Origin of the sequence: Streptomyces sp. TP-A0874 (assembly GCF_001748085.1) — a bacterium.
Taxonomy (GTDB): Bacteria; Actinomycetota; Actinomycetes; order Streptomycetales; family Streptomycetaceae; genus Streptomyces.
Genome location: NZ_BBZK01000003.1, coordinates 40,714 through 54,176 on the forward strand (window position 1 = coordinate 40,714; position 13,463 = coordinate 54,176).

General features: G+C 70.7%; 11 protein-coding genes and 1 other RNA gene. 10 read left to right on the forward strand and 2 right to left on the reverse strand.

Translation table 11 applies throughout. The features are described from left to right. Nucleotides 1-41 precede the first annotated feature (41 nt). Entirely contained in the window at nucleotides 42-686 is a 645-nt protein-coding gene (locus tag BGP73_RS00145) for an LPXTG cell wall anchor domain-containing protein (RefSeq protein WP_069811066.1), read from the forward strand. Nucleotides 687-811: 125 nt separating this feature from the next. On the opposite strand, the gene BGP73_RS00150 is transcribed toward BGP73_RS00145, so the two are convergent. After that, nucleotides 812-1,003, reverse strand: coding sequence for a hypothetical protein (locus BGP73_RS00150; protein ID WP_069811068.1), 192 nt, complete (start codon nucleotides 1,001-1,003; stop codon nucleotides 812-814). A 291-nt stretch (nucleotides 1,004-1,294) separates the two neighbouring features. On the opposite strand from BGP73_RS00150, the gene ftsE reads away from it, so the two are divergent. From ftsE to BGP73_RS00195, 9 genes are all read left to right on the forward strand, one after another. Next, nucleotides 1,295-1,984 carry a cell division ATP-binding protein FtsE gene (gene ftsE, locus BGP73_RS00155; RefSeq protein ID WP_069811070.1) on the forward strand — a complete coding sequence of 230 codons (690 nt, stop codon included), beginning with the start codon at nucleotides 1,295-1,297 and terminating at the stop codon, nucleotides 1,982-1,984. Nucleotides 1,985-2,038: 54 nt separating this feature from the next. Continuing rightward, a complete protein-coding gene (gene ftsX / locus BGP73_RS00160; protein ID WP_069811071.1) occupies nucleotides 2,039-2,959 on the forward strand; it encodes a permease-like cell division protein FtsX in 921 nt (306 codons plus the stop codon). Between the two features lie 68 nt (nucleotides 2,960-3,027). Beyond that, on the forward strand, nucleotides 3,028-4,191 hold the full coding sequence (locus tag BGP73_RS00165; protein WP_069811073.1) for a S41 family peptidase: 1,164 nt from the start codon (nucleotides 3,028-3,030) through the stop codon (nucleotides 4,189-4,191). A 68-nt stretch (nucleotides 4,192-4,259) separates the two neighbouring features. After that, nucleotides 4,260-4,772: an SsrA-binding protein SmpB gene (smpB, locus tag BGP73_RS00170; protein WP_374701103.1), complete on the forward strand. Its 513-nt coding sequence runs from the start codon at nucleotides 4,260-4,262 to the stop codon at nucleotides 4,770-4,772. A 113-nt stretch (nucleotides 4,773-4,885) separates the two neighbouring features. Continuing rightward, nucleotides 4,886-5,264, forward strand: a transfer-messenger RNA (tmRNA) gene (gene ssrA / locus BGP73_RS00175). A gap of 471 nt (nucleotides 5,265-5,735) precedes the next feature. Continuing rightward, complete coding sequence (locus BGP73_RS00180; RefSeq protein ID WP_069811076.1) at nucleotides 5,736-6,704, forward strand: LysR family transcriptional regulator; 969 nt, start codon at nucleotides 5,736-5,738, stop codon at nucleotides 6,702-6,704. 223 nt (nucleotides 6,705-6,927) lie between these two features. Continuing rightward, nucleotides 6,928-9,330 (forward strand): HelD family protein, encoded by a 2,403-nt coding sequence (locus BGP73_RS00185; RefSeq protein WP_069812013.1) that lies wholly within the window; start codon nucleotides 6,928-6,930, stop codon nucleotides 9,328-9,330. Nucleotides 9,331-9,862: 532 nt separating this feature from the next. Then, nucleotides 9,863-11,299: an NAD-dependent malic enzyme gene (locus BGP73_RS00190; protein ID WP_069811078.1), complete on the forward strand. Its 1,437-nt coding sequence runs from the start codon at nucleotides 9,863-9,865 to the stop codon at nucleotides 11,297-11,299. A gap of 306 nt (nucleotides 11,300-11,605) precedes the next feature. Then, a complete protein-coding gene (locus tag BGP73_RS00195) occupies nucleotides 11,606-11,887 on the forward strand; it encodes an HU family DNA-binding protein (RefSeq protein WP_069811080.1) in 282 nt (93 codons plus the stop codon). 201 nt (nucleotides 11,888-12,088) lie between these two features. Here the strand turns inward: BGP73_RS00195 and murA are convergent, their stop codons facing one another. Beyond that, nucleotides 12,089-13,423, reverse strand: coding sequence for a UDP-N-acetylglucosamine 1-carboxyvinyltransferase (murA, locus tag BGP73_RS00200; RefSeq protein WP_069811082.1), 1,335 nt, complete (start codon nucleotides 13,421-13,423; stop codon nucleotides 12,089-12,091). Nucleotides 13,424-13,463: the final 40 nt, after the last annotated feature.

Sequence of the window (13,463 nt, forward strand, 5' to 3'; positions counted from 1 at the left end):
GCTGCTCCCACATCGGACACAGCTACTGGGGGTAGCAGTAGATGACTAAGAAGACGCGGCTGCGCGTGGCGCGGGTGGCGGCGGGCGCGGTGATCGTCGCCGGTGCGTCGCTGACCGCGACCGGCGCGGCCCAGGCCGTCGGGCTCGATCTCGGCATCATCAGCGTGGACGCCGGCAAGGACGGCGTGCAGGTGGGCCTCCTTGGCAACGGCAAGGGGAAGGACACGCCGGAGCCGACCCAGGACCCGACATCGATCCCGGAAGAACCGACGCAGGAGCCGACGGAGCCGACGCAGGAGCCGACGGAGCCGACCGAGGGTCCCACGGAGCCGACGCAGGAGCCGACGCAGGAGCCGACCGACCCGACCGAGGGTCCGGCCGAGCCCACCGAGGAGCCCTCCGACCCCACCGACGGTCCGGCTGAGCCCACCGAGGAGCCGACCGACGGCGCCGGCGGCAGTGGTGGCGGCGACGGTGGCAACGCCCATGGTCCGGACAGCGGTCTGGACACCGACAACGACGGTACGGCCCCCGTCCAGCAGGGTGAGGCCAAGGAGGAGCTCGCCGAGACGGGTACCTCCGAGACCACCGTCTTCCTGCTGATCGGCGCCGCGACCATGATCGCGGGTGGTGTCGGCTTCCGTATGATGCCGCGCCTGATCAACCGCGGCGGCGCCGTAGCCTGACACAGGGCTGCCAGCCGGTAACACAGCGCGAAGCGGGGCCCGGGACGCGATGAGCGTTCCGGGCCCCGTGCTCGTGTCCGGATCGCCCTGTGCGGTGCGTCTCCCGGGTGCCCTGGCCGCCGGTCTCAGGCGGCGTGGTTGAGGAACAGCGCCAGCGCCGCCAGTACGACGAGAAGCACCACGAGCCCCGTGGGGGAGAGTCCGGCGAAGAAGCCGCCGGCTCCGTGCAGCCGCTCCCTGCTGGCCCGGCACACCGCGCAGCGGCCCTCGCTGACGGGTGCGGCGCAGTTGGCGCACACCAGACGGTCGCAGGTCATGCGATCTCCTCCTCACTGGGGCGACGTCCCGGACACCCGGTCGTCCCCGGGGGAGAGACGTACGCTCCCCTTACCACTGTGCCAGCTTCCCGACGGGTCGCGTCGCCCGAGCGGGCCGGGCCTTACCCGCGGCAATGCCTGGTTTGTGGCTGAAGGCGCCGTGAGCAATCGCTCAACCTCCGACGGCGGCTGCGCGTTGCCAGCCGGCTTCGCGTAAGGTCACGCTCACCGACGGAAGGCCGTGGACCGGCTTTCCGTGTCCCTCTTCTACAGGTCGACCGTGGTGCATCCGTGATCCGATTCGACAACGTCTCCAAGTTCTATCCCAAGCAGAGCCGCCCCGCCCTGCGGGAGGTCTCACTCGAGGTCGAGCGGGGCGAGTTCGTGTTCTTGGTGGGCTCCTCGGGCTCCGGAAAGTCCACCTTCCTCCGACTGCTGCTCCGGGAGGAGCGGGCCAGCCACGGTTCGGTCCATGTGCTGGGCAAGGACCTGTCGCGGCTGTCCAACTGGAAGGTGCCGCAGTTGCGCCGCCAACTGGGCTGCGTCTTCCAGGACTTCCGGCTGCTCCCCAACAAGACGGTGGGGGAGAACGTGGCCTTCGCCCTGGAAGTGATCGGCAAGCCGCGGGCCACCATCCGCAAGACCGTCCCCGAGGTGCTGGACCTGGTCGGACTGGGGGGCAAGGACGACCGGATGCCCGGTGAGCTCTCCGGTGGTGAGCAGCAGCGGGTGGCCGTGGCGCGGGCGTTCGTGAACCGGCCCATGCTGCTGATCGCGGACGAGCCGACGGGTAACCTCGACCCGCAGACCTCGGTGGGGATCATGAAGCTGCTGGACCGGATCAACCGGACCGGTACGACCGTCGTGATGGCCACCCACGACCAGCAGATCGTCGACCAGATGCGCAAACGCGTCATCGAGCTGGAGAAGGGACGACTGGTGCGCGACCAGTCGCGCGGTGTCTACGGCTACCAGCACTGAGTAGGCCGGGGCTGCCCCCCTGCCGCAGCGCGGACCCCATCTGGAAAGGACACCATGCGCGCCCAGTTCGTCTTCTCGGAAATCAGCGTCGGTCTCCGTCGCAACCTCACGATGACCTTCGCGGTCGTCGTCTCCGTCGCCCTCTCGCTCGCCCTCTTCGGCGGAACCCTGCTGATGCGGGACCAGGTGAGCACCATGAAGGGCTACTGGTACGACAAGGTCAACGTCTCCATATTCCTCTGCAACAAGAACGACGCGGAGAGCGACGACCCCAACTGCACCCGGGGGGCGGTGACCGAGGACCAGAAGAAGGAGATCAAGGCGGACCTCGCCAAGATGGACGTGGTCGAGCGCGTCCAGTTCGAGACGGCGGAGGAGGCCTACAAGCACTACAAGGAGGAGTTCAGCGACTCACCGCTGGCCCCTTCGGTCACCCCGAACCAGATGCAGGAGTCCTTCCGGGTCAAGCTCAAGGACCCGGAGAAGTACCGGGTGATCTCCAGCGCCTTCTCCAGCCGGCCCGGGGTCCAGGAAGTGCAGGACCAGAAGGGGCTCCTGGAGCAGTTGTTCAACCTCCTCAACGGGATGAACTACGCGGCTCTGGCGGTCATGGCGCTGATGCTGGTGGTCGCGTTGATGCTGATCGTCAACACGGTGCGGGTCTCCGCTTTCAGTCGAAGGCGGGAGACCGGGATCATGAGACTGGTCGGCGCCTCGAGTTTCTACATCCAGATGCCGTTCATCATGGAGGCGGCGCTGGCCGGGCTGTTCGGCGGGATCGGCGCCTGCGTCATGCTCGTGGTGGGCCGTTACTTCCTGATCGACCACGGGCTGTCCCTGGCAACGGAGTTGGAGTCCATCAACTTCATCGGCTGGGACGCCGTCCTGGTGAAGTTGCCGCTGATCATCGCCATCGCTCTGCTGATGCCGGCCCTTGCCGCATTCTTCGCGTTGCGCAAGTACCTCAAGGTGTGACTTTTAGCTGAGGAGCCGTACCGCCAACCGGCCGTTCGGCGTCTCGGCGTTCGCCTAGACTCACCAGCATGTCGGGCTCGTTGATGTTCGTCCGGCCCCGCCGCTTTCGCCATGGGGCAGCCATGACCCTGGCCGTCGGTTGTGTCCTCGTCACCGGGGTGGCCGCCGGTTCCTGGCGGGATGAGGCCCGGCAACCGGGCGCGCAGACCGCTGACTCGCTGGTGACCAGGGCCGAACGGGAAGCGCTCGCCGCCTCGGTGGCCGAGGCGGCGGCCGAGGAGAAGATCGACGCGAAGTCCGCCGCCGAGGCGGTGAGCCGCAGCGGCGACCGCTGGTCGGCGATCTACACCGCCCGTGAGTACGAAGGACTGCGGCAGGCACTGGAGGGCCGGTACGTCGGGGTCGGGCTCTGGGTCCGACGGGACGCCGACGGCCGGATCGAGGTGGCCCGGGCCACGCCGGAGGGCCCTGCCGGACGCGCCGGGATCACGGAGGGCGACCGGATCCGTTCCATCGACGGCGAGAGCGTCGACGGCAGACCGGTCACCGAGGTGGTCGCGCTGCTGCGGGGCGGGGAGCGGGCCGCCGTCGGCACGCAGGTCGAACTCGGCCTGGAGAACGGCGAGCGCAGCTGGCGGGAGACGCTGCGCCGGTCCTGGCTGGACACCGAGGACGTCACCACCGAGCGGACCGAGGACGGCGCGCTGCGCATCGACGTCAACTCCTTCAGCAGCGGCGTCGGCACGGAGATACGGCGGGCGGTCCGGGGAGCGGACGAGGAGGCGGGCGTACTGCTCGACCTCCGTGGCAACTCCGGTGGCCTGCTCCAGGAGGCGGTCGCCATCTGCTCGGTCTTCCTCGACGGCGGAGTGGTGGCCAGCTACGACGTACGGGGGGAGGAGCGGACCCTCTACGCGGAGCCGGGCGGGAACACCGAACTGCCGCTGGTGGTTCTGGTGGACGGCGGCACGATGAGCGCGGCGGAGCTGCTGGCCGGGGCGCTCCAGGACCGCGGCCGAGCGGTGGTGGTGGGCACCCGTACCTTTGGCAAGGGCTCGGTGCAGATGCCCAGCGAACTGCCGGACGGCTCGGTGGCCGAGCTGACCGTGGGGCGGTACCGGACGCCGGAGGGCCGCCAGGTGGAGGGCCGGGGGATCGTGCCCGAGGTGCTGGCCGAGAACGGTGCGGAGGAGCGTGCCCGCACGGTGCTGAGCGGTCTCGGCGTGGACTGAGCCGTCGGCGGATGGCCGCCGGAAAGAAGATCGCAGGCGGGGGCCGGTAGTGCGAGAATGGCATGGCTATGGCTAAGGCGAAAACGAAGAAGGCTAAAGAGAAGGCCAGGGAGTCCGGTCGGCAGCTGATCGCGCAGAACCGGAAGGCCCGGCACGACTACAACATCCTCGACACCTACGAGTGCGGACTGGTGCTGACCGGGACGGAGGTCAAATCCCTCCGGCAGGGGCGGGCGTCGCTGGTCGACGGCTTCGCGCAGCTCGACGCCGGCGAGGTCTGGCTGCACAACGTGCATATTCCCGAATACGCGCAGGGAACTTGGACGAATCACTCGGCCCGGCGGAAGCGGAAGCTCCTGCTCCACCGGGCGGAGATCGACCGGCTGGAGCGGAAGAGCCAGGAGACCGGTCACACGCTGGTGCCCTTGCAGCTGTACTTCAAGGACGGCCGGGCGAAGGTCGAGGTCGCCCTGGCGCAGGGCAAGCGGGAGTACGACAAGCGGCAGACGCTGCGCGAGAAGCAGGACCGCAGGGAGACCGAGCGGGCCATCTCCGCAGTCCGCCGCCAGCAGCGCGGCTGACCCGGCCGCCACCAGCTGACCGGCGGGGAATGCGCTGGCCCCGTCGAGCGTTGTTCACGTAAGATGGCAGCAGCGCCGCCAGGCCCGGCCTGGTGTGCTTGTCAAAAAAACATGGGGATGATCGGTTTCGACAGCGGATGTCGAGGCAGGGGAAGCGAGCCGAGGAAGCGGCAATGATCTCGTTAACCATATGTCGCAAAAAATAATCGCCAATAACAAGCGCGATTCCTTCGCCCTCGCTGCCTGATCTAACAGTCAGCGACTCTGCGGAGTGTCAGCCCGGGGACGATCCCGACCCGGTGTCTGGCATCAGCTAGGGATCTAAACCACCGGCTTCGGCCACGGAGGTCGGTGGGAAATCAAACAGTGGCTGAGCCCGTCGGAGACTTGTCCGCGTGATCTCCGGGGCCGAGAAAATCGCAGCGGACTGCGCTCGGAGAAGCCCTGTTTCCGCACCGTTGGACGCGGGTTCGATTCCCGCCATCTCCACTGTGAAGCGCCCTGCGCGAGCCCTCCGCCCCGACCGGTGGTGGGATCGGGCAGGGCGCTTTGTCATGCCCGAGGGCAGTCCGGCGTGGGGTCCTCCTGATCGGGCGAGGTGGGAGCGTCACCCCTCCCGGGAGGTGGGTGGGTGAGCGGCCTGCCGGTCGGCCGTCCGCGGCGGGTGCGGTGGCCCCGAGCGCGCGCAACGGCCGACGCCAGCCGGCCGAGTGCGCTGCCGAGTGCCGGGATGGTGGCGCCCGGCCTCCGGGGCCCGGCCGAGGGCAGGGCTTCGGAACGCGACGACGGAAGGCCCGGGGGCGGACGGCCGGAAGGCGGAGGATCAGGAAGCGGGGGATCGGAGGGGACGATCGGCCGGAAGGCGAGGAATCGGATCACGGGACAACTGTCCGGCCGGACCGCCTCCCCGGTCCAACACCTCTTCGGTAGCCATTCACGCGCCTCGGTTGTGAAACTGGGGCGGTGCCCCAGGACATCGATCCCAGACTGCTGCGCGCCTTCGTCATGGTCGCGGCCGAATCAAACTTCACCCGAGCCGCTGCCCGGCTCCATACGGCACAGCAGGCGCTCAGCCGGGACGTCCGGCGGTTGGAGACCGCCCTGGGCACCCGGCTCTTCGACCGGACCACCCGCAAGGTGGCCCTGACCGCCGAGGGGGAGCGGCTACTGCCCTACGCGGAGCGGGTACTCGCCGCGCAGCGCGAGCTGGTCGACGCCGCCTCCGGCACGGCCGAGGGCCTCCGGCGGCCCCTGCTGGTCGATGTGGCGGCGGACGCCTCGACCGGCAACCGGGTGCTGTCGGCCGCCCGCCGTACCGCGCCCGCCGAGGCGGAGTTCTTCGCCCGGTACTACTCCGGGCTCACCCGCGCCGCCGCCGACATCGCCGCCGGCAGCCTCGACGTCTCCTTCGGCCGAGTGGCCGGGCTGCCCGCCCCCATCCGCGCCCGTCTGGACCACCTGCCGGTGCGCTACGAGCCGCTGGCCGTGCTGCTGCCCGAGGGGCACCGGCTCGCCGACCGGGAGACGGTGCCCCTCGGCGAACTCGCCGGGGAGATGCTGTACGCGGGTGCGGGGAACAGCGAAACCGGTGAGTGGACGGATCTCGCCGTCCAGTTGTTCGCCGACCGCGGGATCCGGATCGCCCCGCCGATCCCCCCGATCCAGGGTGAGGCGGAGTTCACCCGGGTGATGCGGAAGCTCGGCTGGCCCGTGCTGGCGAGCGTCCAGTTCATGGCGGTTCCCGGGTCCGTACTGCGCCCGATCACCGATCCCGTGCCGCTCTCCCCGGTGTCCATGGTGTGGCGACCCGGGCTGGACCATCCGGGGCTGGCGGCGTTGCGGGCGGCCGCCGGTGACCTGGCCGCCGCCCACGGCTGGTTGGAACGGCCGCCGGGCTCCTGGCTCCCCCGGGAGGAGGCGGAGCGGGGCTGAACACCCGGGGGGCCGCGGACTTTCGGAAGCGGGCTGCCCGACGGCGCCCGACCGCCTCCGGGCACCGATCGGAGTGAGCGGGCAATCCGGAGCCGGCGGTTTCCGGCAGCTCACAGCCGCCGCGCCAGCCAGTCGGCGCCGCGTGCGCCCCAAGCCCGCTTGGCGTACGGTTGACGGCTGCCCAATACGTCAGAAAGGGGCCCGGGTGGCCGCGCAGGGAGCCATGCAGCAAGCCACGGTCGAGTCGACACGGGACCGGGAGATCGCCGGCGAACAGCGCCACCTGGACGAGGTGTACCTACGCCTCGAAGAGAAGATCCACGAGGCCGAGTTCCTGATGGACGACGCCGCCCGGCACGTGCACGTCGGTACGCCCGGCGCGCTGGCCGAGCGGGACGCCCAGGTCTTCCGGGCCGGGGTGCACCTCAACCGGCTCAACTCGGAGTTCGAGGACTTCCTCTTCGGCCGCATCGACCTGCTGCCGGGCAAGGACGGCGAACGCGGGCCGGACGGCGCGTACACCTCCGTCGAACCCGCCGAGGACGCGGTCCTCCCGGGGGAGGACGGCGCCCCCGGTCGTGCGGAGATCGCCGAGACGCTGCACATCGGCCGGCTCGGCGTCCTGGACGCCGACTACACACCGCTGGTCGTCGACTGGCGGGCACCGGCCGCCGCGCCCTTCTACCGGGCGACGCCCAGGCACCCGGGCCGGGTCGTCCGGCGCCGGGTCATCCGCAGCCGGGGCCGCCGGGTGCTCGGGGTCGAGGACGACCTGCTCCGACCGGAACTGAGCGTGACCCGGGACGGGGCCCCGCTGCCGGTGGTCGGCGACGGCGCCCTGATGGCGGCGCTGGGCCGGGCACGCAGCCACGCCATGCGGGACATCGTCTCCTCCATCCAGGCCGAGCAGGACGAGGTGATCCGGGCCCCGGCGGCTTCGGTCACCGAGGTCAGCGGCGGACCGGGTACCGGCAAGACGGCGGTCGCCCTGCACCGTGCCGCCTACCTCCTCTACCAGGACCGCAGGCGCTATGCCGGCGGCATCCTGGTGGTCAGTCCCACTCCGCTGCTGGTCGCCTACACCGAAGGGGTGCTGCCCTCGCTCGGCGAGGAGGGGCAGGTGGCGATCCGGGCCGTGGGGTCGCTGGTGGACGGCGCCGAGGCGACGGCCTACGACGAGGCGCAGGTCGCCCGGGTCAAGGGCTCCTCCCGGATGGTCGGGGTGCTTCGCCGGGCCGCCCGCGGCGCACTGGAGCTCCCGCCCCCCGGTGCGCCCGCGGAGAGCGGCAGCGGTCAGCTCTCCCTCGACGACGCCGCGGGCCCCGGGGGCGCGGAGGCCGCGGACACTCCTCCGCCCGGGCCGCCCAGCCGGCTCCGGGTGCTGGCCTCCGGCTCCAGGATCGAGCTGGACAGCGGCGAACTGCGCAAGATCCGCCGGGCGGTGCTGGGCGGTACCGCCCCGGTCAACCTGCTGCGCCCGCGCGCCCGCAGGCTGCTTCTCGACGCGCTCTGGGAGAAGTCGGGCGCGGGCCGCCACCTCACCGACCCCGAACTCCTGGCCGAGGTGCGAGAGGGCTTCGACGAGGACGTCTCCGGAGAGCCGGAGTTCCAGGAGTTCCTCGCCGCCTGGTGGCCGGAGCTCACCCCGCGGCGAGTGCTGGCCGCGATGGCCGACGAGCGGCGGCTCGGGCGCTGGGCGCGTCGGCTGCTCCGCCCCGCCGAGACCCGGGCGTTGGCCCGGTCGCTGGGGCGGCTGGACGCGCTGGGAAACGGTCCGCTGTCCGTCCACGACGTGGCGTTGCTGGACGAACTGCACGGCCTGCTGGGGGCCCCGGCGCGTCCGCGCCGGCGGCAGGCGGATCCGCTGGACCAACTCACCGGACTGACCGAGGTCACCACCTACGCCGACCGCAGCGCCCCGAGCCGCGGTCGGGCCGAGCGGCGGGAGGAGGAGCGGACGGACTACGCGCACGTCATCGTCGACGAGGCGCAGGACCTCACCCCCATGCAGTGGCGGCTCGTCGGCCGGCGGGGCCGCCACGCGACCTGGACGGTCGTCGGCGACCCGGCGCAGAGCTCCTGGGCCGACCCTGAGGAGGCCGAGCAGGCCCGGGACGAGGCGCTGGGCAGACGCCCGCGCAAACGGTTCACCCTCACCGTCAACTACCGCAACCCGGCCGAGATCGCCGAGGTGGCGGGCCGGGTGCTGGCGCTGGCGATGCCCGGCGCCCAGTCGCCGGAGGCGGTCCGCTCGACCGGGATCGAGCCCCGTTTCGACGTCGCCGCCGGCGGGCTGGGGTCCTCGGTGCGGGCCGAGGTGGAGCGACTGCTCTCGCAGGTGGAGGGGACGGTCGGGGTGATCGTCGCGATGGGCCGTCGGCAGGAGGCTCGTCGCTGGCTGGACGGTCTCGGTGACCGGGTGGTGCCGGTGGGCAGCTTCGAGGCGAAGGGGCTGGAGTACGACGCGACGGTCGTGGTGTCGCCCGCCGAGATCGCCGACGAGTCCCCGGTCGGGCTGCGGGTGCTGTACGTGGCGCTGACCCGGGCCACCCAGCGGCTCTCGGTGCTCTCGGCGGAGCGGGACGCGCCGGACGCGGACGGCGTCCCGGACCTGCTCCGGGACTGACGGAACCGGCCGCCGGCCGCCTCCCGCGGAGCGCTGGACCGGGCCTCGGCCGGCCCCGGAACTGCGACCGGAATTCGGTGGATCGTGCAGCTGATCCGCGCGGCCGACGGTGTTACGGTGGTTATGGCACCGGCCCGATCCAAGCCCCCGGGCCCAACCATTGTCGCTTCGAGCGACCACTTGCCGCGAGGCGAGCATGGCGGGTCGGTGTCATCATCGGTTGCGGCGGGCGCCCCTTCGTAAGACGGAGGAGCGCCCGCCGTCGTTGGTGCCCGAGGCCCGTCGGCGGCTGGGGTGTGAGGTAACCCACTCTCACCCGAACGACCATTGAAGGTGCTCAACAAGGAATCCGGCCGGTCGCTGGTCGGGCCGAGACAGAGCGAGCATCTCCGCTCGTGAAAAAATACTTTCCAGTACTTCGGGTGGTTACCGTTTACCGACTGGTAGGTGGGACCATTCGAACGAGCGTGCCCTCGCCACCCCTACCGGGGGCGTCGCAGCACCTGACATGGGAAAGCAGAGGAAGTCGGCCATGGCAACGGCGCCCAGCGTCTCCTACTCGATGACGGTAAGGCTTGAGGTCCCCACCAGCGGTACCTCGGTCAGCCAACTGACCACGGCCGTGGAGTCCTCGGGCGGCTCGGTGATCGGCCTCGACGTCACCGCCTCCGGCCACGAGCGGCTGCGCATCGACGTCACCATCGGTGCCGGTTCGACCGAGCACGCGAACGAGATCGTGGAGAAGCTCCGGGGCATCGAGGGCGTCTCGCTGGGCAAGGTCTCGGACCGTACGTTCCTGATGCACCTCGGCGGCAAGATCGAGATGGCATCCAAGCACCCCATCCGGAACCGCGACGAACTCTCCATGGTCTACACCCCGGGGGTCGCCCGGGTCTGCACGGCGATCGCCAACAACCCCGAGGACGCCCGCAGTCTCACCATCAAGCGGAACAGCGTCGCCGTCGTCACCGACGGCTCGGCCGTACTCGGTCTGGGCAACATCGGGCCCAAGGCCGCGCTGCCCGTGATGGAGGGCAAGGCCGCGCTGTTCAAGCGCTTCGCCGGTATCGACGCCTGGCCGCTCTGCCTGGACACCCAGGACAGCGACGCCATCGTGGAGATCGTCAAGGCCATCGCGCCCGGCTTCGCCGGCATCAACCTCGAGGACATCTCCGCTCCCCGCTGCTTCGAGATCGAAGCCCGGCTGCGGGAAGCGCTCGACATCCCGGTCTTCCACGACGACCAGCACGGCACCGCCATCGTGGTGCTCGCCGCGCTCACCAACGCGCTGCGCATCGTCGACAAGGGGATCGGAGACGTCCGGGTGGTGATGTCCGGTGCCGGAGCGGCCGGCACGGCCATCCTCAAACTCCTGCTCGCCGCCGGGGTGAAGCACGCGGTCGTGGCCGACATCCACGGTGTGGTGCACGCCGGGCGCGAGGACCTCGCCGGTGAGGACCCCGACTCGACGCTGAGCTGGATCGCCGAGCACACCAACCCCGAGGGCGTCTCCGGCACGCTGAAGGAGGCCGTCGCGGGCGCGGACGTCTTCATCGGCGTCTCCGCCCCCAACGTCCTCCAGGGCGAGGACGTGGCATCGATGGCCGAGGGCGCGATCGTCTTCGCCCTGGCCAACCCGGAGCCGGAGGTCGACCCCACGGTGGCGCGGCAGACCGCCGCGGTGGTCGCCACCGGACGCAGCGACTTCCCCAACCAGATCAACAACGTGCTCGTCTTCCCGGGGGTGTTCCGCGGGCTGCTGGACGCGCAGTCCCGCACGGTCAGCACCGAGATGATGTTGGCCGCCGCCCGGGCGCTCGCCGATGTCGTGGCCGAGGACGAACTCAACGCGAACTACATCATCCCCAGCGTGTTCAACGACAAGGTCGCGGGGGCGGTGGCGGGCGCCGTCAACCAGGCCGCCCGGGCGGCCGGAGCGGCTGCCGAGCCGGCCACCGCGACCTCCTGAACGGCGCGTCGTGGAGCACGGGGCGTAACCGCCCCATAGGCTGATCGGCAGAAAACAGCCGCGAAACCTGAAGTAACCCCGCGCGGTACGCTGCTGAGGGGCTACGGAGCGTCACCGAGTGAGGCGGTGACGCTTATGGATGACTATTCAGGGTGCCGGATTGGCTTTCCCGCCGCAGGTGGGGGCAGGATGCGTACCCGGGCGCGAGGGTCCGGCAACGGACCCGGATCCGGGGACTGTCCGAGGGCCCTGGCAGCATCGGCTTAGATCTCACGCCTCATTGGCAAGAAGAACACGGGAGTACATATGAACCGCAGTGAGCTGGTGGCCGCTCTTTCCGAGCGCGCCGAGGTGACCCGCAAAGACGCCGACGCCGTGCTGGCCGCCCTCGCCGAGACCGTCGGTGAGGTCGTCGCCAAGGGCGACGAGAAGGTCACCATCCCCGGCTTCCTGACCTTCGAGCGCACCCACCGGGCCGCCCGCACGGCGCGCAACCCGCAGACCGGCGACCCGATCCAGATCCCCGCCGGCTACAGCGTGAAGGTCTCCGCGGGCTCCAAGCTCAAGGAAGCCGCGAAGGGCAAGTAAGTCCCCTCCCGGCGGCGGCCACCCGACGCGCGCTTCGGGGGCACCCCCAGTGGTCGCTGGGGGTGCACGCGTCAGACCTCGCGCCGGGAAGTGGCCGCCGGGCAGCGGCCCCGCCGAGGTGCGGAGCCCACGGCGGCGTGAAGGGCGGCCTCCCGGAGAGGGTGGACCGCCCTTCGCCGGATCCGCTTCCGGTCGACTCGCTCAGGCCCCGGCGGGCAGTTCGACCTTCCCGCCGAGCGCGATCAGCTTGTCCTGGAAGTTCTCGTAACCCCGGTTGATCAGGTCGATCCCGTGCACCCGCGAGGTGCCCTGCGCCGCCAGAGCCGCGATCAGGTACGAGAAGCCGCCCCGGAGGTCCGGGATGACCAGGTCCGAGCCCTGGAGCTTGGTGGGGCCGGAGACCACCGCGGAGTGCAGGAAGTTCCGCTGGCCGAACCGGCAGGCCGAACCGCCCAGGCACTCCCGGTAGAGCTGGATGTGGGCGCCCATCTGGTTCAGCGCGGAGGTGAAGCCCAGCCGCGACTCGTAGACCGTCTCGTGGACGATGGAGAGCCCGGACGCCTGGGTGAGGGCCACCACCAGCGGCTGCTGCCAGTCGGTCTGGAAACCGGGGTGGACGTCCGTCTCCAGGGCGATGGCGTTCAACGGGCCGCCCGGGTGCCAGAAGCGGATGCCGTGGTCGTCGATCTCGAAGGCGCCGCCGACCTTGCGGTAGGTGTTGAGGAAGGTCATCATCTCCCGCTGGCTGGCCCCGCGGACGTAGATGCTGCCGCCCGTCGCGAGCGCCGCGCTCGCCCAGGAGGCCGCCTCCAGCCGGTCCGGCAGCGCCCGGTGGTTGTAGCCCCCCAGTTTGTCGACGCCGGTGATGCGGATGGTGCGGTCGGTGTCCATGGAGATGATCGCGCCCATCTTCTGCAGCACGCAGATGAGGTCCTCGATCTCCGGTTCCACCGCCGCGTTCGAGAGCTCGGTGACGCCCTCCGCCAGCACCGCGGTCAGCAGCACCTGCTCGGTCGAGCCGACCGAGGGGTACGGCAGCCGTATCCGGGTGCCCCGGAGCCGCTGCGGGGCCTCCAGGTACTGGCCGTCGGCCCGCTTCTCGATCGTCGCGCCGAACTTGCGCAGCACGTCGAAGTGGAAGTCCACCGGCCGCCCACCGATGTCGCAGCCGCCGAGCCCCGGTATGAAGGCGTGGCCGAGGCGGTGCAGCAGCGGGCCGCAGAAGAGGATGGGGATCCGTGAGGAACCCGCGTGGGCGTCGATGTCGGCGACGTTGGCGCTCTCCACGTGCGAGGGGTCCAGGACCAGCTCGCCGGGTTCGTCGCCCGGGCGGACCGTGACGCCGTGGAGTTGCAGCAGGCCGCGCACCACGCGCACGTCGCGGATGTCGGGTACGTTGCGGAGCCGGCTCGGTCCGCTGCCGAGCAGAGCGGCGACCATGGCCTTCGGCACGAGGTTCTTCGCGCCGCGGACATTGATCTCGCCCTCCAGCGGGGTGCCGCCGTGAACAAGCAGTACATCGTCGGTGCCGGTCATCGATCTCGCGTTCCTGAAGTCGGGCAGGGCCAAGGGAATG